Annotated in this window: 17 protein-coding genes; 11 read left to right on the top strand and 6 right to left on the bottom strand. The window is 74.6% G+C overall.

Annotation, left to right across the window (positions count from 1 at the left end):
• Positions 1-103: 103 nt before the first annotated feature.
• Genes ACFYWQ_RS04395 through ACFYWQ_RS04380 form a run of 4 tightly spaced genes read left to right on the top strand, consistent with a single transcriptional unit; the run spans position 104 to position 4,202 of the window.
• The gene (locus ACFYWQ_RS04395) at positions 104-1,195 is read left to right on the top strand and encodes an LLM class flavin-dependent oxidoreductase (protein ID WP_389512665.1); all 1,092 of its coding nucleotides are present in this window, start codon (positions 104-106) and stop codon (positions 1,193-1,195) included.
• A gap of 31 nt (positions 1,196-1,226) precedes the next feature.
• On the top strand, positions 1,227-2,528 hold the full coding sequence (locus ACFYWQ_RS04390) for an ABC transporter substrate-binding protein (RefSeq protein ID WP_389512663.1): 1,302 nt from the start codon (positions 1,227-1,229) through the stop codon (positions 2,526-2,528).
• Entirely contained in the window at positions 2,503-3,393 is an 891-nt protein-coding gene (locus ACFYWQ_RS04385; RefSeq protein ID WP_389512661.1) for a carbohydrate ABC transporter permease, read from the top strand. The genes ACFYWQ_RS04390 and ACFYWQ_RS04385 overlap by 26 nt, the downstream gene beginning before the upstream one ends.
• Positions 3,390-4,202 carry a carbohydrate ABC transporter permease gene (locus ACFYWQ_RS04380; RefSeq protein WP_389512660.1) on the top strand — a complete coding sequence of 271 codons (813 nt, stop codon included), beginning with the start codon at positions 3,390-3,392 and terminating at the stop codon, positions 4,200-4,202. Before ACFYWQ_RS04385 ends, ACFYWQ_RS04380 begins: the two co-directional genes overlap by 4 nt.
• Before the next feature lie 192 nt (positions 4,203-4,394).
• On the opposite strand, the gene ACFYWQ_RS04375 is transcribed toward ACFYWQ_RS04380, so the two are convergent.
• The 3 genes from ACFYWQ_RS04375 to ACFYWQ_RS04365 form a co-directional block, all read right to left on the bottom strand.
• Positions 4,395-5,396, bottom strand: a complete 1,002-nt coding sequence (locus ACFYWQ_RS04375; RefSeq protein ID WP_389512659.1) for a LacI family DNA-binding transcriptional regulator — start codon at positions 5,394-5,396, stop codon at positions 4,395-4,397.
• 148 nt (positions 5,397-5,544) lie between these two features.
• The gene (locus tag ACFYWQ_RS04370; RefSeq protein WP_389512657.1) at positions 5,545-7,503 is read right to left on the bottom strand and encodes a glycoside hydrolase family 3 protein; all 1,959 of its coding nucleotides are present in this window, start codon (positions 7,501-7,503) and stop codon (positions 5,545-5,547) included.
• A gap of 277 nt (positions 7,504-7,780) precedes the next feature.
• A complete protein-coding gene (locus ACFYWQ_RS04365) occupies positions 7,781-8,695 on the bottom strand; it encodes a LysR family transcriptional regulator (RefSeq protein ID WP_389512655.1) in 915 nt (304 codons plus the stop codon).
• A gap of 88 nt (positions 8,696-8,783) precedes the next feature.
• On the opposite strand from ACFYWQ_RS04365, the gene ACFYWQ_RS04360 reads away from it, so the two are divergent.
• The 4 genes from ACFYWQ_RS04360 to ACFYWQ_RS04345 all read left to right on the top strand — a co-directional run bounded on the left by ACFYWQ_RS04360 (position 8,784) and on the right by ACFYWQ_RS04345 (position 12,948).
• On the top strand, positions 8,784-9,869 hold the full coding sequence (locus ACFYWQ_RS04360; protein ID WP_389512652.1) for an EamA family transporter: 1,086 nt from the start codon (positions 8,784-8,786) through the stop codon (positions 9,867-9,869).
• Between the two features lie 454 nt (positions 9,870-10,323).
• On the top strand, positions 10,324-11,562 hold the full coding sequence (gene aroA, locus ACFYWQ_RS04355) for a 3-phosphoshikimate 1-carboxyvinyltransferase (RefSeq protein ID WP_389512650.1): 1,239 nt from the start codon (positions 10,324-10,326) through the stop codon (positions 11,560-11,562).
• Positions 11,559-12,188, top strand: a complete 630-nt coding sequence (locus ACFYWQ_RS04350) for a GNAT family N-acetyltransferase (RefSeq protein ID WP_389512648.1) — start codon at positions 11,559-11,561, stop codon at positions 12,186-12,188. The genes aroA and ACFYWQ_RS04350 overlap by 4 nt, the downstream gene beginning before the upstream one ends.
• A 157-nt stretch (positions 12,189-12,345) precedes the next feature.
• On the top strand, positions 12,346-12,948 hold the full coding sequence (locus ACFYWQ_RS04345) for an RBBP9/YdeN family alpha/beta hydrolase (protein ID WP_389512645.1): 603 nt from the start codon (positions 12,346-12,348) through the stop codon (positions 12,946-12,948).
• 54 nt (positions 12,949-13,002) lie between these two features.
• On the opposite strand, the gene ACFYWQ_RS04340 is transcribed toward ACFYWQ_RS04345, so the two are convergent.
• The 3 genes from ACFYWQ_RS04340 to ACFYWQ_RS04330 all read right to left on the bottom strand — a co-directional run bounded on the left by ACFYWQ_RS04340 (position 13,003) and on the right by ACFYWQ_RS04330 (position 16,971).
• Positions 13,003-14,328 carry an MFS transporter gene (locus ACFYWQ_RS04340; RefSeq protein ID WP_389512642.1) on the bottom strand — a complete coding sequence of 442 codons (1,326 nt, stop codon included), beginning with the start codon at positions 14,326-14,328 and terminating at the stop codon, positions 13,003-13,005.
• Between the two features lie 422 nt (positions 14,329-14,750).
• A complete protein-coding gene (locus tag ACFYWQ_RS04335; protein WP_389512640.1) occupies positions 14,751-15,551 on the bottom strand; it encodes a sugar phosphate isomerase/epimerase family protein in 801 nt (266 codons plus the stop codon).
• A gap of 373 nt (positions 15,552-15,924) precedes the next feature.
• Complete coding sequence (locus ACFYWQ_RS04330) at positions 15,925-16,971, bottom strand: LacI family DNA-binding transcriptional regulator (RefSeq protein ID WP_389512639.1); 1,047 nt, start codon at positions 16,969-16,971, stop codon at positions 15,925-15,927.
• A 326-nt stretch (positions 16,972-17,297) separates the two neighbouring features.
• Here ACFYWQ_RS04330 and ACFYWQ_RS04325 point away from each other — a divergent pair, with 326 nt between their 5' ends.
• The 3 genes from ACFYWQ_RS04325 to ACFYWQ_RS04315 are packed head-to-tail and all read left to right on the top strand — an operon-like array spanning position 17,298 to position 20,430.
• On the top strand, positions 17,298-18,449 hold the full coding sequence (locus tag ACFYWQ_RS04325; RefSeq protein ID WP_389512638.1) for a Gfo/Idh/MocA family protein: 1,152 nt from the start codon (positions 17,298-17,300) through the stop codon (positions 18,447-18,449).
• On the top strand, positions 18,446-19,597 hold the full coding sequence (locus tag ACFYWQ_RS04320) for a dihydrodipicolinate synthase family protein (RefSeq protein WP_389512637.1): 1,152 nt from the start codon (positions 18,446-18,448) through the stop codon (positions 19,595-19,597). The genes ACFYWQ_RS04325 and ACFYWQ_RS04320 overlap by 4 nt, the downstream gene beginning before the upstream one ends.
• A 35-nt stretch (positions 19,598-19,632) precedes the next feature.
• A complete protein-coding gene (locus ACFYWQ_RS04315) occupies positions 19,633-20,430 on the top strand; it encodes a sugar phosphate isomerase/epimerase family protein (protein ID WP_389512875.1) in 798 nt (265 codons plus the stop codon).
• The last annotated feature ends 76 nt before the right edge of the window (positions 20,431-20,506 follow it).

Here is a 20,506-nt window from a genome sequence, read left to right as displayed (position 1 = left end):
TTTTCCTCTTTCTCCCGCTCCTCCCTCCTGTGCCGAGCCGCGCCCCGGGACGTCCCCCCGTCGGCGTGATGCAACGTTGCACCTCCTTCCGCTGGAGAGCCCCATGACCGTGCGCACGCACTGGTTCCTGCCCACCACCGGCGACGACCGCACCGTCGTCGGCGTGACCGCCCGCGACTCCCTCCAGTCCCGCTCCACGGCCCGCCCGCCCACGCTCGACTACCTCGCCCAGGTCGCGCGGGCCGCAGAGTCCGCCGGGTTCGAGGCCGTCCTGACCCCGACCGGCAGCGACTGCGAGGACTCCTGGCTCACCACCGCCGCCCTCGTCCCGCAGACCACCCGCCTGAAGTTCCTGGTCGCCTTCCGCCCCGGCGTCATCGCCCCGCCGCTGGCCGCCCAGATGACCGCCACCTACCAACGCCTCTCCGGCGGACGCCTGTTGCTGAACATCGTCACCGGTTCCGACGCCGACGAGCAGCGCGCCTACGGCGACTTCCTCGGCCACGACGAGCGCTACGCCCGCACCGACGAGTTCCTCCACCTGCTGCGCACCGCGTGGACGGGCGAGCCGTACGACTTCGAGGGCGCCCACTACCGGGTCGCGGGCGGACGCCTGCGCCGGCCGCCGCTGACCCGCCCGCCCGTCTTCTTCGGCGGGTCGTCGGACGCCGCGCTGCCCGTCGCCGCCCGCCACGCGGACACGTACCTCACCTGGGGCGAACCCCCGGCCGCGGTCGCGAAGAAGATCGCCCGGGTGCGTGACCTCGCCGCCGCCCAGGGCCGGGAACTGTCCTACGGGATCCGGCTGCACGTCATCAGCCGGGACACCGCGAAGGAGGCGTGGGCGGAGGCCGACCGCATCCTGGACACCCTCGACCCGGCGGCGATCAGGGCCGCGCACGAGCGGTTCGCCGCCTCCGAGTCGGCCGGGCAGCGCGCGATGGCCGCGCTGAGCGGCGGCCGCACCGACCGCCTGGAGATCCACCCCAACCTGTGGGCCGGCTTCGGCCTGGTCCGCCCCGGCGCCGGCACCGCCCTGGTCGGCAGCCACGAGCAGGTCGCCGAGCGCATCGAGGAGTACGCCGCCCTCGGCATCGAGCACTTCGTCCTCTCCGGCCAGCCGCACCTGGAGGAGGCGATCCGCTTCGGCGAGTGCGTCCGCCCGCTCCTCAGCCGTCACCTCCTCGCCGCCTGACCCTCGTTCACCCCGACGCAAGGACCCCGCCATGCCCTCGTACCCCGACAGAAGAGCCGCTCTCCGCCTGTTCGGCGCCGCCGGACTCGGCCTCGCCGCCGCCGCGTGCGCCGGACCGGGCTCGGGCTCCGGATCCACGGCCTCCGGCGCCTCCCCCTCCGCCCTCGCCACCTCCGGCACCCCGAAGGGCACCGTCTCCTTCGCCCACTGGCGTGCCGAGGACAAGGCCGTCCTCGCCGGCCTGATCGAGGCGTTCGTGAAGAAGTACCCGGACGCGGGCGTCGAGCAGGACATCTCCCCGTCCGCCGACTACCAGTCCACCGCCCTGCGCCGCATCCAGGGGTCGAAGACCGGAGACCTGTTCACCGCGTTCCGGGGCGCCCAGTTCGAGCAGATCGTCAAGGCGGGCGTGTACGCCCCGCTGACCGGCACCGGCGTCCTCGCCCGCTACCAGGCGAGCCTGATCGGACCGGGCGCCGCCGAGGGCGTCCAGTACGGGCTGCCGTACCAGCTCGTCTTCAACATGCCGCTCGCCAACACCGACGCCCTCGACAAGGCCGGCCACGGCAGCGCCCCGAAGGACTGGGACGGCTTCCTCCAGCTCCTGGACGACCTGAAGGCCAAGGGCTACACCCCGCTCGCCTGGCCGGGCGGCGACTCGGCCAACGCCGGCCAGCTGCTCAACACGATGGTCATGAACAACGCGCCCTCCGACGACGCCTTCGCGAAGATCGAGTCGGGCGCATACAAGGTGACGGACGACTGGTTCCTGAAGACCCTGGAGCAGTACGCCGAACTCACCCCGTACCTCCAGGCCCGCGCCACCGGCTCCACCACCGACGCCGTCACCCAGCTCTTCGCCGAGGGCAAGGCGGGCCTGCTCGCCACCGGCTCCTTCCAGATGGCCGGGGTGCGCGCGCTCGGCGCGACGTTCCCCTTCGACCTCGTCGCCCCGATCACCACCACGGCCGCGCAGGCGAAGTACGAGGGCGTCTTCAACACCACCTTCGTCCTCGGGGTGAACAGCGCGTCCACGGTGCAGCCGGCCGCCTACGCCTTCCTGGAGTTCCTCAGCGACCCGGCCAACGCCGGCACCTACGCCAACGGCACCGGCCAGCACGTCACCGTCCAGGGCGTCGAGTACACCAACACCGACCTCAAGGCCGTCGCGCCCTGGCTCACCCGGAAGACCCTGCTCGCCCCGCGCTTCCAGTTCCTGAACCTCGACATCCGCACGGCGGTCGAGAACACGACCGTCGCGGTCGTCGGCGGCAGGAAGCCGGCCCAGGCGGCCGAGGAGGCCCAGCGTGTCATCGACCAGAAGCGGTCGTAGCCGGCGCGCGGCGCGGGCACTGTGGTTCTTCCCGGTGCCCGCGCTCGCCCTCTACCTGTTCTTCTTCGCCTACCCCACCGTCCAGGCGGTGCAGTACGCGCTGACGGACTGGGACGGCTACAGCGCCGGCTACCACGACGTGGGCCTGCGCAACTTCACCGAACTCGCCACCGGCGACGACGTGTTCCGCAACGCGGCCGGGAACAACCTCAAGCTGACCGTCACCGTTGTCCTCGCCCAGACGGCCCTGGCGCTGCTCCTCGCCCTCTACCTGGTCCGCACGACGAAGGCGTCGACCCTGCTGAGGGCGCTGTTCTTCCTGCCCACCGTCCTGTCCTCGGTGTCGGTCGCCTTCGTGTGGCGGTTCGTGTACGACCCGGACGGCGGGCTGCTCAACTCGGCCCTCCGAGCGGTCGGGCTGGACTCCTGGCAGTCCGTGTACCTCGGCGACCCGGACGCCGCCGTGTTCTGGCTGGCCCTCACCCAGGTCTGGTTCCACGCGGGCCAGATGATGGTCGTCTACGTCGCCGGGCTCCAGGCGATCCCGCGGGAGCTGTACGAGGCGGCCGAGCTGGACGGGGCGGGCCGCCTGGCCCGCTTCCGGTACGTGACCTGGCCGCTGGTGGCGCCCGCCACGGGCATCGTCGTCGCGTACACCACCGTGCAGTCCTTCAAGGCCTTCGACCTGGTGCTGGGCCTGGGCGGCAACCCTCCCGGACCCGCCCTCGACCTGCTCTCCACCCGGGTCTACACGACGTTCTCCAACAACCAGTTCGGCTACGCGGCCGCCCAGTCCCTGGTGTTCATGGCGCTGATCGCGGTGCTCACCTGGGTGCAGCGGCGGACGCTGCGGAGGGCCACATGACCAAGACCCTGCGGATCGCCGTCCTCACCCTGGGCGCCACCGCCGTCGTCCTCCCGCTGCTGGTCGTGCTGTTCGGCACCTTCAAGACGCTGCCGCAGCTCTTCGACTCCCCGCTGTCGCCGCCGTCCGCGCCGACCCTCGACAACTACCGCCGCGCGGTGGACGAGGGCGGCCTCGGACCGGCCTTCGTCAACAGCCTGGCCGTCACGGCGGGCGCGGTCGCGCTGACCCTCGCCGTGGCGGGCCCGGCCGCGTTCTTCTGCGCGCGGGTGCCGGGCCGCGCCGGCCGGCTCGTCTTCGGCGTGCTGGTGGCGGGCCTGGCCGTCCCGGCACAGGCGGCGATCGTCCCGCAGTACGTCCTCTTCGACCGCCTCGGCCTCACCGACAGCCTGCTCGGCCTGGTCCTGGTGGACACCACGACGACCCTGCCGACGGCCGTGTTCATCCTGGGCGGCTTCCTGCGCTCGATCCCCCAGGAGCTGTACGAGGCGGCCGAACTGGACGGCGCGGGCCCCCTGCGGGCCTTCCGCTCGATCGCCCTGCCCCTCACCCGCCCCGCCCTCGCCACCACCGCCATCTTCCTGTTCGTCATGGACTGGAACGACCTGCTCTACCCGCTGCTGTTCGTCCGCTCCGCGGAGCACCGCACGCTCCCGCTGGCCCTGCTGGACTTCCAGGGCGAGTTCCTCACCCAGTACCCGCTGCTCTTCGCCGGCGTCGTCATCGCCTCGGCCCCGGTGATCGTGGTGTACGTCCTGCTCCAACGCCACTTCGTGTCGGGGCTGACGGCGGGGGCGGTGCGGGGCTAGCCCGTACCTGCGGTTCTAGGGCCTGTTGCGAAAGTCCCGCCTGCCTGGCGACGCCATGCACGCACTCTCGCCGCACCGGCCCCTGACCCAAGTACATCCAGTACGAGGGCCAGGGGCCGGCACGCCGAGAGCACGCACCTGACGCCGCCAGGCCCGCCCTCCGGGCGGACGACGGGACTTTCGCAACAGGCCCTAGGAGCTGTCCCGTACGACCAGCCGGTGCCCGGCCGGCAGGACCGGCGGCGCCGTCCGGCCCCCGATCCGGTCCAGCAGCGCGGACACCGCCAGCCGGGCCAGCTCCGGCTTGTCCGGGGCGACGGTGGTCAGCGGGGGAGCGGTGTAGCGGGCCTCCTCGACGTCGTCGAACCCGACGACCGCGAGGTCGTCCGGCACGGTCAGCCCCCGCTCCCGCGCGGCGTGCAGGGCGCCCTGGGCGAGGGCGTCGGCGAAGCAGAACACCGCGTCGGGCGGCTCGGGCAGGTCGAGCAGGAGGCGGGCCGCGGCGGCGCCGTCGGCCCGGTGGTAGGCGGCGACGGGCGGCGCGAGCTCCTCGTCGTAGCGCAGGCCCGCCTGCTCCAGGGCCTGCCGGTAGCCGGCCAGGCGGGTCGCCGAGGTCGCCGCGTGCGGCACGGTCTGGCGGCCGATCACCGCGATCCGGCGGCGCCCGCGGGCCAGCAGGTGGACCGTCGCCGCCCGGGCCGCTCCGGTGTTGTCGATGGTGACGTGCGGGCAGGGCAGGTCGTGCACCCGCTCGCCGAGCAGCACGACCGGCGCGGTCGCACCGGCGCGGGCGGCGGCCCGGTCGTCCAGCGCGAGCGGGCTGAGGATCACCCCGTCCACCAGCGGATCGGTCCGGCCGAGCGCGATCTCCAGCTCGACCTCCGGATCGCCCCCGGTGGCCTCCACCAGCAGTATGCAGCCGTGCTCGGCCGCCTCCCGCAGCAGATGCCCGGCGAGCTCGGCGAAGTACGGCATGGTCAGCTCGGGCACGGCGAGCAGCAGCACCCCGCTGCGGCCGGTGCGCAGCCGCCGTGCCGCGGTGTTGGGCCGGTAGCCCAGCTCCTCGACCGCGCGCAGCACCCGCGCCTGCGTGGCCTCGGAGAAACGCCCGGTGCCGCGGACCACGTTGGAGACGGTCCGCATGGACACCCCGGCGCGCTGCGCCACCTCCCTGAGCCCGATCCCCGCACGCATCGGCCCACCTTACGGCCGCACCCGCGATGACCGCCCCCGCCTTGGGCCCGGTCGACATCAGGCGTTCACACGGCGGGTGTCCGCCGGTGGGGGGAGGGAGTGCGGGGGACACCGTCCGTGGCGGGGTACGGCTGGTGTGCCCCGGCTGTCAGGCGTCGGGCGGGTACGTCAGGCCGTGGCCGGTCGGGTACAGCACCCGTGCCGGATCGTCCGCCCGCCGTACCGGCACCGGCAGCGCCCCGCGCGGCCGCACGGCTCCCGCGATCACCCGGGCCGCGGCCCGCAGTTCGACGTCGGTCCACCCGTAGGCGGCCAGACAGGCCCGTACGGAGGGCAGGTGCGCCACGTCGTAGGGGTTGCGGAGCGCCACCGCCACCACCGGCCGCCCCGTCGCCGACAGCCGCTCCACCAGCGTCCGCTGCGGGCTCGTCGCGGTGACGTTGTACGTCCCCACCACCACCGCGTCCGCGCCGCCCGCCGCCGACACGGCCCGTTCGACGGCCGCGTCGGACGGGTCCGTGCCCGTGGACAGGGCGGTCGCCGTGAAGCCGAGGCCGGTGAGGGCGGCGGCGAGGACGGCGGTGGGCGGGCCCGTGGTGCCCGAGGGGGAGGCCGGGTCGGCGCCGGCGACCAGGACGCGGGGGTGGGTGCGCGGGGAGAGGGGCAGCAGCGGGCCCTCGTCGACCAGCAGGGTCGTCGTCCGCTCGGCGATGCGGTCGGCCGCCGCGAGGTGGGCGGGCGGGCCGACGGTGCGCGCGACGCCGTCCGGGTCGGTGTACGGGTCGGTGAGCAGGCCGAGCCGGTCCTTCAGGCGCAGGATCCGCAGGACGGACTCCTCCAGCCGTTCCTCGCCCAGCTCCCCCTCCCGTACGGCCCGCAGGACGGCGTTCCAGGCGACGTCCAGGTCGGGCGGGTTGAGGAGCTGGTCGACGCCCGCCTTCAGCGCGAGCACGGGCACCCGGTCGTCGCCGTACTTCGTGCGGACGCCCGCCATGTCGAGCGCGTCGGTGACCACGACCCCGTCGAAGCCGAGCCGCTCCCGGAGCAGGCCGGTGACGACCGCGCGGGAGAGGGTGGCCGGGTCGCCCGAGTCGTCGAGGGCCGGGTGCAGGATGTGCGCGGTCATCACCGCGTCGACGCCGGCCGCGATCGCCGCCCGGAACGGCACCGCGTCCAGCTCCTCCCACGTCCGGCGGGAGTGGGTGATGACGGGGAAGCCGTAGTGGCTGTCGACGGCGGTGTCGCCGTGCCCGGGGAAGTGCTTGGCGGTCGCCGCGACCCCCGCCGACCGGTAGCCGTCGATCTCCGCCGCCGTCAGCGCGGCCACCACCTCCGGATCGGCGCCGAAGGAGCGGACGCCGATGACCGGGTTGGCGGGGTCGACGTTCACGTCGGCGACGGGGGAGTAGTTCTGGTGGACGCCCATGGCCCGCAGCTCGCGGCCCGCGAGACGGCCGAGGGTACGGGCGTCGGCACCCGCCCCGGCGTCCGTCCGTGCCGTGTCGGTGTTTGTCCGTGCCGTGCCGGTGTGCGTCCGTGCCGCGTCGGCGTCCGTCCGTGCCGCGTCGGCGTCCGTCCGTGCCGTGTCGCTGTTTGTCCGTGCCGTGTCGGTGTCCGTCCGGTGGAGCGCCTCGCGCCCCCGCTCACCCGCGCCGATCGCCATCGCGCCCGGGAAGAGCGTGGCGGGCCGGCCGACGCGGCACACGATCCCGTGCTCCTGGTCGGTGGAGATCAGCACCGGCAGCCCGCGCGGCTGCTCCAGGGCGGCCCGCTGGATGCCGTCGGAGAGGGCGGCGATCTGCCGGGGGTCGCGCGTGTTGTGCGCCCAGGTGAAGTAGATGATCCCGCCGACGCGGTAACGGGCGATCAGCTCGGCCGCCGTCCGCACGCCCAGCTCCCTGAGGTTGGCGTCGGCGTCGGCCTGGTCGGGGGCGGTCGCCGAGTGGCCGTGGACGCGGCTGACGAAGACCTGGCCGACCTTCTCCTCCAGGGTCATCCGGGAGACCAGGGCGCGCAGACGGCGGTCGTCCGCGTGGGCGGTCCCGCTCAGGGTGAGGGCCGCGGTGAGACCGGCGGTGGCGGCGAGGACGGTACGCCTGGAGGGCATGTGCGCTCCTTCCGGAAACGGTTCCGGTGGCGCACGGTACCCGCCCGAGGGGCCGCCATCGGCGCATTGGAGGGGGGCGCGCCGATGACGGCGTGCTGCCGGCCGCGGTACGGCGGAGAGGGTGGTCAGCGATCGCAGCCAGCAGCGAGGGCCGACACCGCACCGAGGTGACTCTCCGACAGCTTGCGGGTTGGACGAGCGGCGGGCGGCCGGGGTTCCCGTTCGCACCGGGATCCCGGGAAGTCGGGGCGGGGGTGACGCAGGGGGCCAGAGGGACTCACTGGCCGTGCGCCGACACCCCCGGCCACCGCTCCTGGAGCACCCGGACCGTCTCCGCGATCGCCGGCCGCCGGGCCGCGCCGGCGCGCCACAGCGCGTACAGCCGCCGTACGGGCATCGGGTCGAGCGGCACCTCCACGGCGCCGCGCGGCAGCGGGCCGCGGCCGAGCCGGGGGACGAGGGCGACCCCGAGGCCGGCGGCGACCAGGGCGACCAGGGTCGGGTTCTCGTCGGCCTGGTGGACCAGGTCCGGTTCGTGCCCGGCCGCGCGCAGGGTGCGTACCAGCCAGTCGTGGCAGACCCGGCCCGGCGGCTGGCAGATCCACCGCTCGCCGCCCAGCTCCTCCCGCCGTACGGCCGTCCGTCCGGCGAAGGGATGGTCCTCGGGGACGATCAGGTCGCACAGGTCGTCCCCGATCACCGCCTGCTCGACGCCCGCCGGGGCGGGCAGCGGGGCGATGTCCCAGTCGTGCGCCACGGCCAGGTCCACGACGCCCTTGGCGACGAGGTCCACCGACAGGTGCGGGTCGACCTCGCTGAGCCGGGCGTCCAGGGCGGGGTGCCGGCGGGCGAGGTCGGCGAGGACGGACGGCAGCAGCCCGCGCGCCGCCGACGGGAACGCGGCCACGGTCAGCCGCCCGGTCGGCACGCCCCGCCGCTCCTCCAACTCGGTCTCGGCCCGCTCGACGATCGCCAGCACCTCCCGTGCCGTCGTCACGAGTTGCAGGGCCTCGTCGGTCAGCCGGACGCCGCGCCCCTCCCGTTCGAGCAGCACCGTGCGGGTCTCCCGCTCCAGCTTGGCGATCTGCTGCGAGACGGCCGACGGGGTGTAGCCGAGCGCCACGGCCGCGGCGCCGACGGTGCCGTGGACGGAGACGGCGTGCAGGGCGCGCAGCCGCTGGAGATCGAGCACGGGAGCCTCCCGGAATAAGCGTTGCTTCATCCCACCATGCAGCAATCATCGCTGGTGCTTCACGGTCCGGGTGGGTGACGCTCGACGCATGCGACCCGCTCACCTCCTCCTCGCCGTCCTCGTCGCCGCCGTCTGGGGCGTGAACTTCACCGTCATCGAGATCGGCCTCGCCCACTTCCCGCCGCTGCTCTTCTCGGCGCTGCGCTTCCTGGCCGCCGCCGTGCCCGCGGTGTTCCTCGTGGGCCGGCCGAAGGTGGCGTGGAAGTGGATCGTGGCGGTGGGGCTGGTCCTCGGCGTGGCCAAGTTCGGGCTGCTCTTCGTGGGGATGGACGCGGGGATGCCGGCGGGACTGTCCTCGCTGGTCCTCCAGATCCAGGCGGTGTTCACGGCCGGCATCGCCGCCGCCGTCCTCGGCGAACGGCCCACCCGGCTGCGGCTGCTGGGCATGGCCGTGGCCCTGGCCGGTATCGGCGTGGCCGCCGTGGACGAGGGCGCCTCGGGACCGCTCGGCGCGTTCGCGCTGGTCGTGGCGGCGGCGGCCTGCTGGGGCGCGTCGAACGTCCTCACCCGCAAGGCGTCCCCGCCCGACGCCCTGAACTTCATGGTCTGGGTCAGCACGGTCCCGGTCCTGCCGCTCCTGGCCCTCTCCCTCCTGACGGAGGGCCCCTCCCGGGACCTGGCCGCGCTGCGCGCCCTGGACTGGCAGGGCGCCGGCACGGTCGTCTACGTCGCCTGGATCACGACCGTCTTCGGCTTCGGCGCCTGGGGCTGGCTGCTCCACCGCCACCCGGCCTCGACCGTGGCCCCCTTCTCCCTCCTCGTCCCCGTCTTCGGCATGTCCTCGGCCGCCCTGTTCCTCCACGAGCCGGTGACCGGTCTCCGCTGGTGCGCGGCGACGCTGCTGGTGGGCGGCGTGGCACTGACGTCCCTGACACGGGCCGGACGGGGCGGGGGCACCGGGCGGGGCGGTGGCGCGGGAGGGGCGGAGGCGGCCGGACTGGCGGAGGACGCCGGAGGGGCGGCGACAGCCGGAGGCGCGGGGGGAGCCGGGGAGGCGGCGACAGCCGGGGAGGCGGAGGGAGTTGGGGGTGCCGGGGCCGACCGGCCGGCCAGGGCCGACGGAGCAGGGGCGCCGGTGGCGGGTGCCGCGCAGACGGCAGGGGGGCGGCGGTGAGGGGCCCCGACGGGTCCGCGTCCGACCCGTGACGCGACGGGCCCGCGTCCGGTCCCCGACGGGCCTGTGACGGCCTCGCGACGGGCCCGCGTCCGCCCCCGACGGGTCCGCGTCCGACCCGTGACGCGACGGGCCCGCGTCCGGCCCCCGACGGGCCCGTGACAGTCTCTCGACGGGCCCGCGTCCGGTCCGTGACCGGCCCCCCGACGGGTCCGTGGCGGCCTCGCGGCGGGTCCACGTCCGCCCCCGACAGGCCCGCGTCCGGCCCGTCACGCGGCGGGTCCGCGTCCGCCCCCGACGGGCCCGCGTCCGGCCCGTCACGCGGCGGGTCCGCGTCCGCCCCCGACGGGCCCGCGACCGGCCCGCCCGCCCCACCCGGCCGGATCCCCGCACACGTCGTCCACCCCGTGGACGCGCCCGCATGGCGCGGCGCGGGCGCGGGATCATGGCGGGCATGGCCCTCGTCGACATTCCCGGTTCCAAGTCCATCACCGCCCGTGCCCTGTTCCTCGCGGCGGCGGCGGACGGTGTCACCACCCTCCAGCGGCCCCTGCGCTCCGACGACACGGAGGGCTTCGCCGAGGGCCTGACCCGGCTCGGCTACCGCGTGGGACGCGCCCCGGACGCCTGGCGGGTCGACGGCCGCCCCGAGGGGCCGGCGGTCGCGGAGGCCGACGTCTACTGCCGTGACGGCGCCACCACCGCCCGTTTCCTGCCCACCCTCGCCGCCGCCGGCCACGGCACCTACCGCTTCGACGCCTCCCCCCAGATGCGCCGCCGCCCCCTGCTGCCGCTCACCCGCGCCCTGCGCGACCTGGGCGTCGACCTGCGGCACGAGGAGGCGGAGGGCCACCACCCGCTGACCGTCACGGCGGCCGGGGTGGAGGGCGGGGACGTCGTCCTGGACGCCGGCCAGTCCTCCCAGTACCTGACCGCCCTGCTCCTGCTCGGCCCGCTGACCCGCACCGGCCTGCGCATCGAGGTCACCGACCTGGTCTCGGCGCCGTACGTCGAGATCACGATCGCGATGATGCGGGCGTTCGGGGTGGAGGTCGCCCGCGAGGGGGACGTCTTCGTCGTACCGCCGGGCGGGTACCGCGCGACGACGTACGCCGTCGAGCCGGACGCCTCGACCGCGAGCTACTTCTTCGCGGCGGCGGCCGTGACGCCGGGCGGCGAGGTCACCGTGCCCGGCCTCGGCAAGGGAGCCCTCCAGGGCGACCTGGGCTTCGTGGACGTCCTGCGGCGGATGGGCGCGCAGGTCACCGTCGGGGCCGACCGCACGACGGTGAAGGGCACCGGCCGGCTGAACGGCCTCACCGTCGCCATGCGGGACATCTCCGACACCATGCCGACCCTGGCCGCCATCGCCCCCTTCGCGTCCGGCCCCGTCCGGATCGAGGACGTGGCCAACACGCGCGTGAAGGAGTGCGACCGCCTGGACGCCTGCGCGGAGAACCTCCGGCGGCTGGGCGTGGACGTGACCACGGGCCCCGACTGGATCGAGATCCAGCCCGGCCCGGTCGCGCCCGGCGAGATCAAGACCTACGGCGACCACCGCATCGTGATGTCCTTCGCGGTCACCGGCCTGCGCTCGCCCGGAATCTCGTTCGACGACCCGGGGTGCGTCCGCAAGACGTTCCCCGGTTTCCACGAGGCGTTCGCGCAGCTGCGGAAGGACATCGCCGGATGAGTTCCACACTGGAGGGGCCGGTCCTCGAGGGCACTCTGGTGCGTCTGGAGCCGCTGGAGCACCGGCACGCGGCCGGACTGGCGGTGGCGGCGGAGGAGAACCGGGGGACGTACGCGTACACCTGGGTGCCGAGGGCCGACGAGATCGGCGACTACGTCGACGCCCAGCTCGCCCGCGCCGCCACCGGATTCGTCGCCCCCTACGCGCAGGTCTCCCTCGCCTCGGGGCGGGTCGTGGGCGCCACGGCGTACCTGGACCCGCGTTTCCTGCTGAGCGACGACCGGCTGGACGCCGTCGAGGTCGGCTTCACCTGGCTCGCGGGCTCCGCCCAGGGCACCGGTGTGAACGCCGAGGCCAAGCTGCTCCTCTTCCGCCACGCCTTCGAGGAGTGGGGCGTGTCCCGGGTGGACCTGAAGACGGACGCCCGCAACAGCCGCTCCCGCGCGGCCATCGCGAGCGTGGGCGCCCACTTCGAGGGCGTCCTGCGCAACTGGTCCCGCTCCTGGGCGCCGGGCGAGGACGGCCTGCTCCGCGACTCCGCGATCTTCTCCCTCACCGCGCGGGAGTGGCCCGAACGGCGGGCGCGGCTGGAGGAGCGGGTGGCGCGGTTCCGGTCCCGGACCTGACCGGCCCCGGCCGGCCCACGGCAGCCGCCTCCCGCCTGTCCCGTCCGCGGGTCGGCGGCCGCCTCCTACTCATCCCGTCCGCGGGTCGGCGGTCGCCGAACGCCCGGTGCCGGGACGGGCTGGACCTCGGCCGCGGGTCCTGGGAATCATGCGTCCCATGACCGTGACCACGCGCTCCTACCTCGTCCTCCACGGCTGGCAGAACCACCGCCCCCGGGACCACTGGCAGCACTGGCTCGCCGACCGGCTGACCGAACACGGCCACGCCGTCACCTATCCGCAGCTGCCCGACGCGGACGACCCCGTCCTGGAGGTCTGGCTGGACAGCCTGGCCCGGCACCTCGACGGACTCGATCCCCGGGGCGAACGGGTCGTGATCGCCCACAGCCTCTCGGCCGTGCTCTGGCTGCACGCGGTGGCCCGCGGGCTGCCGGGAACCGGCGCAGTCGACCGCGTCCTGCTGGTGGCGCCCCCGTCCGCCTCCGTCCTCGCCGGTTATCCGGAGGTCGCCGGGTTCGCCCTCCCCCCGCTCGACGCCCTCCCCCTCCCCACCCCGACCCGCCTGGTCGCCGGCGACGACGACCCGTACTGCCCGGAAGGCGCCCAGTCCGCCTACGGCGACCTCCTCGCCCTGACCGCGGAACTGCTGCCCGGCGCCGCCCACCTCGACCTGGACGCCGGGTACGGCTCCTGGCCGGCGGTGCTGGAGTGGTGCCTGGACGAGGACACGAAGTTCAGGACACGCACGGCGGAGGCGTAGGGGAGGCGCAGGGAAGACGCAGGGAAGGCGTGACCGGGCCCCTGGGCCCAGGGCCTAGGCTCCCGACGTCTGCTCCGGTCCCGGTCCCGGCCCCCCGGGTGCCGGGGCGGGTCCTTCGGGCGCCGGGGCGGACCCCCGCGCCCCCGGCGCCTCCCGCTCCCCCCGACGGCTCCGCAGCTCCGGTGTCGTCGCCGCCACCCACGCCACCGCCAGCAGGCACAGCAGGCCGCCCGTCACCAGGGCGGTCGCGCCCGAGGTCCGGGCGGCCACGACGCCGGCGCGCAGGTTGCCCAGGTGCGGTCCCGCCTGGCCGACGATCGTCTCGGCCGCCGTCACCCGGCCCAGCAGCGCGTCCGGGGTGCGGGTCTGGACGATCGTCGTCCGGGACAGGACGGCCACCGCGTCCGCCGCACCGGCCAGGACCAGCGTCCCGAGGCCGGCCCACGCGTTCGTCGTCACACCGAACAGGGCGAGGGCCACCCCCCACGTGCCGGAGGCGCACAGCATCACCGGCCCCGGACGGGCGAGCCGGGTGACCGGCCCGGAGAACGCGGTCGCGGCCACCCCGCCCACCGCGAGCGCCGACAGGAACAGGCCCAGCGTGTGCGGGTCACCGCCGAAGCGTTCGGCGTTCACCAGGGGGAAGAGGCCGGCCGGCATCGCCAGCACGGTCGCGGCCAGGTCCGTGAGCAGCGCGCCCCGCACCACCCGGTGCCCGGTCAGGAACCGCAGGCCGTCGAGGACGCCGTGCAGTCCGGCCCGGGACCGCTCGCCCTCGGGCGGCAGCGCGGGCAGCCCGAAGGCGCCGTAGAAGGACAGGCCGAAGCTAAGGGCGTCCAGCAGGTAGCAGACGCCGATGCCCCACCAGCCCAGCACCAGCCCGGCGACGGCCGGGCCGAGCAGCATCATCGCCTGGCCGGTGACCTGGTTCAGCGCCAGACCGGCGGCCACCTGGTCCTCGGGCAGCAGCCGGGGCACGAAGACGCCCGCCGCCGGCGCGCCGATCGCCCCGAACGACGACTGCACCGCGACCAGCCCCAGCACGCCGGCCACCGGGACGTGCCCGGTGAAGCCCTGCACCGCCAGCAGCAGCGAGCACACCGCCTGCCCGACGGTGGCCAGCAGGTAGACGCGGCGCCGGTCGGCCCGGTCGGCCCACGCCCCGGCGAACAGCCCGAAACCGACCATCGGCACCGCCTGCGCCAGCCCGACGGCGCCGCTCCAGACCGCGCTGTGGGTCGTCTCCCACACCTGGTACATGACGGTGACCATGGTCATGAAGCCGCCGAGCGCGGACACCGTGCGCCCGATCAGCAGCCGCCGGAAGGCGGGGGAGGTACGGATCGGACGGACGTCGAGGAGAGTCCGGCCGAGACTCATGACGCCGGGGACGCGGCCGGTCGCGCGAGCGGCCCGGCCGGCCCTGGAGACAGGGGCGGCCCGGACGGCACGGAGGGCGTGGCGGGTTGCTTCACGGCGCGGACGCTAACCCGCGATCCGTCCGCCCCGCCAGCCGATTACGTCCGGCCCGCCCGCCGGCCACGTCCGCCGGCCACGTCCGCCGGCCACGTCCGCCGTCCGGCCCGCCCGCCGTCCGGTCCGCCCGCTGGTCACGTCCGCCGGCCGATTGCGGCCGGTCCGACCGCGTCGGCCGGTTGCGGCCGGTCCGTCCGCCGTTAAGGCCCGGCCGCCGATCGCGGCCGGCCCGTCGCCCGCTTACTGCCGGCCCGTCACCTGCCTACTGCCGGTCCGTCGCCCGCTCACCGACCGCCAATCCGTCGCCGCCGACGGCCGGCCCGTGCTCACGCCGACTCGTTCAGCAGCCGCCGGAGGTGTTCGCGCCCGGCGTCCAGCAGCCCCTCCAACGGCTCGGCGGTCTCGTACCACCGCTTCTCGTACTCCCAGCACAGCCACCCGTCCCACCCGTGCCGCGCGAGGACCTCCACGCACTCGGCGAGCGGCAGCACCCCCGCGCCCAGTGCCAGCGGGGTGGTGTCCTCGGTCGAGGCGATGTCCTTGACCTGCACGTATCCGAGGTACGGCGCGAGAGCCGCGTAGGTGTCGAGCGGCTGCTCGCCGCCGAGCCAGGTGTGCATCACGTCCCACAGCGCACCGGCCTGCCGGTGGCCGACGAGACCGAGGACGCGCGTCGCGGCGGCGCCGGTGCGGTGGGAGTCGTGGGTCTCCAGCAGGATGCGGACGCCGAGGTCGGCGGCGTACTCGGCGGCGGTTCCGAGGCGCCGGGCGGCGACGGCGTCCGCCTCGTCGGGGGACTGCTCCGCGCCGGCGCCCGGGAAGACGCGGACGAAGGGCGCGCCGAGGTCATGGGCGAGGCCGACGAGCTCGCGCACCTCCTCGATCACGGGCCCGTCCTCACCGGGCGCGGCCACGCGCGCGTACCCGGCCAGTCCCAGGACCTCGACGCCGGCCGCCCGGAACAGGGCGGCGGCATCGGCCCGTTGCGCCGGGGACAGGCCGGCGTGCACCGGCTCCTCCGGGTGGGCGCGCAGTTCGACGCCGTGGTAGCCGTGCGCGGACGCGAGCCGCAGCACGTCGGGGAGGGGCAGACCGGGAACACCGAGGGTGGAGAACGCGAGCTTCATACCCGGGGACCCTACTCGCCGCCGCCGATCACCACGGGGTACCCGCAGGAGCCCCGAGTCGTCGACCAGCCCCTCGCCCAGCGGCGTCCGCACGAGAACGGGCCGCCCATCACTGCCCGAGGCCCCAGAGAACCCCGTCCCCGGAGGCCCCGGGCCCCCTGACCCCAAGCCCTCGGGCCCCAAGCCTCAGGCCCCTGGCCCCCAAGTCCCAGGAACCCTGGCCCCGGCCCCCAAGCCCTCGGGCTCCCAAGCCTCAGGCCCCCGGCCCCCAAGTCCCAGGAACCCTGGCCCCCGGCACCCAAGCCTCCGAACCCCGGCCCCCGAAACCCCGGAACCCGCCCCCCCAACCTCCGGCCCCCCGCCCCCCGCCCCCCTACTCCCGAGGCCCCCCCGAAGACCCCCGCACCATCAACTCCCCCCGGGCCGTGGCGATCCCCCCGGGCGGCGGTTCCTCGCGCCCCATGGCGATGCGCCCGGCCCGGGCCCCCGCCTCCGCCAGCGGCAGCCGTACCGTCGTGAGGGCGGGCACCGCGTCGATGCTGAAGGGGAGGTCGTCGAAACCGGCCACGGAGACGTCCTCAGGGATGCGCAGCCCCGATTCCCGCAGCGCCGCGCAGGCACCCAGTGCGACGGAGTCGTTCGCCGCGACGACCGCCGTCAGGGACGGGTCCCGGCGCAGCAGTTCCAGGGTCGCCTCGTAGCCGGCCTGCCGGTCGTAGCGGCCGTGGACGGTCCAGCGCGGGTCCTCCTCGATGCCGGCGGCCGCCAGCGCCGCGCGGTGGCCCTCCAGCCGGTGCCGGGTGGTGGTCCGCTCCTCGGGGCCGGCGATGTAGCCGAGCCGGCGGTGTCCGAGCCCGAGCAGATGCTCGGTCAGCTCCCGTCCGCCGCCCCGGTTGTCGAAGGTCAGCGCGATCGCCCCGGTGTCGGGCGCGGGAGGGCGCCCGCACAGCACCACCCGGGTGCCCGCCTCCTCCAGCCGGCGCAGCTTCGCCGCCACCGCCGCCACGTGCGGCTCGTCCTCCACGGCACCGCCGGTGAGGACGACGGCGGCGGCCCGCTGCCGCTGCAACAGGGTCAGGTACGTGAGCTCCCGCTCCGGCGAGCCCCCGGTGTTGCACACCACCGCGAGCCGTTCGCCGCCGGCTCTGCCGCCCGGTCCCCCGATCTCCGCCTGGATCGCGCTCGCCATGATCCCGAAGAAGGGGTCGGCGATGTCGTTGACCAGGATGCCGACCAGGTCGGACGTGGCCGCGGCCAGCGCGCTGGCGGGGCCGTTGAGCACGTAGTCCAGTTCGTCCACGGCCCGCAGCACCCGCTCGCGGGTGGACGCGGCCACGGGGTAGTTGCCGTTCAGTACGCGCGACACCGTCGCGGGGGAGACCTGCGCTCGGGCCGCCACGTCCGCCAGGGTCACCGTCATGCCAGGGTCACCGTCATCTCGTCGTCCTCCGGTCGCACATCTCGTCGTACGTCGTCGTACGTCCTGGTAGACAGGCCGGCCGCGGCCACGGTTCCGAGCATGACGCGGCGTGTCGAGCAGACCTTAAGGCCGTGGACGCCCGCCGTTCGCTTCCTCGAACAACTCGGGATGGACACGGTCTTGTCCGGACCGCTGCTCAGAGGCTAGCTTCTCACTAGATAGAAAGCGCTTGCTGTAACGCTGAGCAGTGACGAGGCGGACGCGGCGCGCACAACCGCGTACGAGCGCCCACGAACGCTGCGTACGACGCCTACGAAGGGACCGACGTGACACGCAAGACGGTGCGTATCGCCATGAACGGCGTGACCGGGCGCATGGGCTACCGCCAGCACCTGGTCCGCTCCCTCCTGGCCATCCGCGAACAGGGCGGCCTCGACCTCGGCGACGGCACCGTGCTGTGGCCGGAGCCGGTGCTGGTCGGCCGCCGCGAGCACGCGCTGCGGGCGCTCGCCGAACGGCACGGCCTGGAGCACGTCTCGACGGACCTGGACGCGGTCCTCGCCGACGAGACGATCGACATCTACTTCGACGCCCAGGTGACCTCCGCCCGCGAGGAGGCGATCAAGAAGGCGATCGCGGCCGGCAAGCACATCTACACCGAGAAGCCCACCGCGACCGGCCTGGACGGAGCCCTGGAGCTCGCCCGGCTGGCGGACGCGGCCGGCATCAAGCACGGCGTCGTCCAGGACAAGCTGTTCCTGCCGGGCCTGCTCAAGCTGAAGCGGCTCATCGACGGCGGCTTCTTCGGCCGGATCCTCTCCGTGCGCGGCGAGTTCGGCTACTGGGTCTTCGAGGGCGACTGGCAGGCCGCCCAGCGCCCCTCCTGGAACTACCGCGCGGAGGACGGCGGCGGCATCGTCGTCGACATGTTCCCGCACTGGGAGTACGTCCTGCACGAGCTGTTCGGCCGCGTGACGTCCGTCCAGGCCCTCACCGCCACCCACGTCCCGCAGCGCTGGGACGAGAACGGCAAGCCCTACGACGCCACCGCCGACGACGCCGCCTACGGCATCTTCGAGCTGGAGGGCGGCGCGATCGCCCAGATCAACTCCTCCTGGACCGTGCGCGTCAACCGCGACGAGCTCGTCGAGTTCCAGGTGGACGGCACCGAGGGCTCCGCCGTCGCCGGCCTGCGCAACTGCCGCGTCCAGCACCGCAGCGCCACCCCCAAGCCGGTCTGGAACCCGGACATCCCCGCCACCGAGGTCTTCCGCGACCAGTGGCAGGAGGTCCCCGACAACGGCGAGTTCGACAACGGCTTCAAGGCCCAGTGGGAGCTGTTCCTCAAGCACGTCTACGCCGGCGCCCCCTACCACTGGGACCTGCTGGCCGGTGCCCGGGGCGTCCAGCTCGCCGAGCTGGGCCTGAAGTCCTCCACGGAGGGCCGCCGCCTCGACGTCCCGGAGATCGCGCTGTGACCGTCCGACTCCCCGACGCCACGGGGGCCCTGCGCACGTACGAGCCCCGGACCGAGCCCCTCGCCCTCACCACGGGCGCCCCCTTCACCTCCCGCACGGTCTTCTCGGCGGCCCACGTCGTCGCCGCCCCCTTCGCGGACACGACCCCCGACTCACCGGCCGCCGTCGACTGGGACGCCACCCTCGCCTTCCGCCGCCACCTGTGGTCCCACGGACTCGGTGTCGCCGAGGCGATGGACACCGCCCAGCGCGGCATGGGCCTGGACTGGGCGGGCGCGGCCGAGCTGATCCGCCGCAGCGCCGCCGAGGCGAAGGCCGTCGGCGGCCGCATCGCCTGCGGTGTGGGCACCGACCAGATCGTCTCCGGCACCCTCGCCGAGGTCCGCGCCGCCTACGAGGAGCAGCTCGCCCTCGTCGAGGCGTCGGGTGCCCAGGCGATCCTCATGGCCTCCCGCGCGCTGGCCGCGACGGCGAACGGCCCCGAGGACTACCTCGACGTCTACGGCCACCTCCTGCGCCAGGCCTCCGAGCCGGTCGTCCTGCACTGGCTCGGCCCCATGTTCGACCCGGCCCTGGAGGGCTACTGGGGGTCGAGCGACCTCGACACGGCCACCGACACCTTCCTGGAGGTCATCGCCGCGCACCCGGACAAGGTCGACGGCATCAAGGTCTCCCTCCTGGACGCGCAGCGCGAGATCGACCTGCGCCGCCGGCTGCCCGACGGGGTCCGCTGCTACACCGGCGACGACTTCAACTACCCCGAGCTGATCGCGGGCGACGAGAAGGGCTTCAGCCACGCCCTGCTCGGCATCTTCGACCCGCTGGGCCCCCTGGCGGCCGAAGCGGTCCGCGTCCTCGACACGGGGAACACGGCCGGCTTCCGGGAGCTGCTGGACCCCACCGTCGAGCTCTCCCGCCACCTCTTCCAGGCCCCGACCCGCTTCTACAAGACGGGCGTGGTGTTCCTGGCCTGGCTGGCGGGCCACCAGAGCCACTTCACCATGGTCGGCGGCCTCCAGTCGGCCCGCTCCCTCCCGCACTTCGCCCGCGCCTACGAACTCGCCGACGGCCTGGGCCTGTTCCCCGACCCCAAGCTGGCCGAGGAGCGGATGAAGACCCTGCTCGCCCTGTACGGAGTGACCCAGTGAGCGACCCGGACCTGTCCCGCTTCTCCATCAACCAGATGACGGTGAAGCAGCTGTCCCTGCCCGAACTGGTCGACGCCTGCCGCGACCTGGGCGTCGGCAACGTCGGCCTGTGGCGCGAGCCGGTGCAGGCGTTCGGCGTGGAGGAGTCCGCGAAGCTGGTCCGCGACGCGGGCCTGACGGTGACGACACTGTGCCGCGGCGGCTTCCTCACGGCGATCGACCCGGACGAGCGGGCCGCCGCCCTCGCCGACAACCGCCGCGCCGTCGACGAGGCGGCCACCCTCGGCACGGACACCCTCGTCCTGGTCTCCGGCGGCCTGCCCGCCGGCAACAAGGACCTGCGCGCCGCCCGCGAACGCATCGCCGACGCGCTGGCCGAGCTGGGCCCCTACGCGGAGTCCCGGGGCGTGCGCCTGGCCATCGAGGCGCTCCACCCCATGTACGCCTCCGACCGCTGTGTGGTCTCCACCCTCGCCCAGGCCCTGGACCTCGCGGAACGCTTCCCCGCGCACCAGGTCGGCGTGACCGTGGACACGTACCACATCTGGTGGGACGACGCCGCTCCCGAGCAGATCGCGCGGGCGGGCGCCGGCGGCCGCATCCACACCTTCCAGCTCGCCGACTGGACCACCCCCCTCCCGGAGGGCGTCCTCAACGGCCGAGGCCAGATCGGCGACGGCGCGATCGACATGCGCGAGTGGAAGGCGTACGTGGAGGCGGCCGGCTACACGGGCGCGATCGAGGTCGAGCTGTTCAACGACGGTCTGTGGGCCCGGGACGGACGGGAGGTGCTGGCGGAAACGGCGGAGAGGTTCACCCAGCACGTTCTCTGACTCCGCATTCCCGGGAACACGGACGGCCGCCGGATGGCGCAAAACATCCGGCGGCCGTCTGACGTTCCATCAGTTT

Origin of the sequence: Streptomyces sp. NPDC003247, from assembly GCF_042888135.1 — a bacterium.
GTDB lineage: Bacteria > Actinomycetota > Actinomycetes > Streptomycetales > Streptomycetaceae > Streptomyces.
This window is presented reverse-complemented; position numbering and strand designations above follow the sequence as displayed.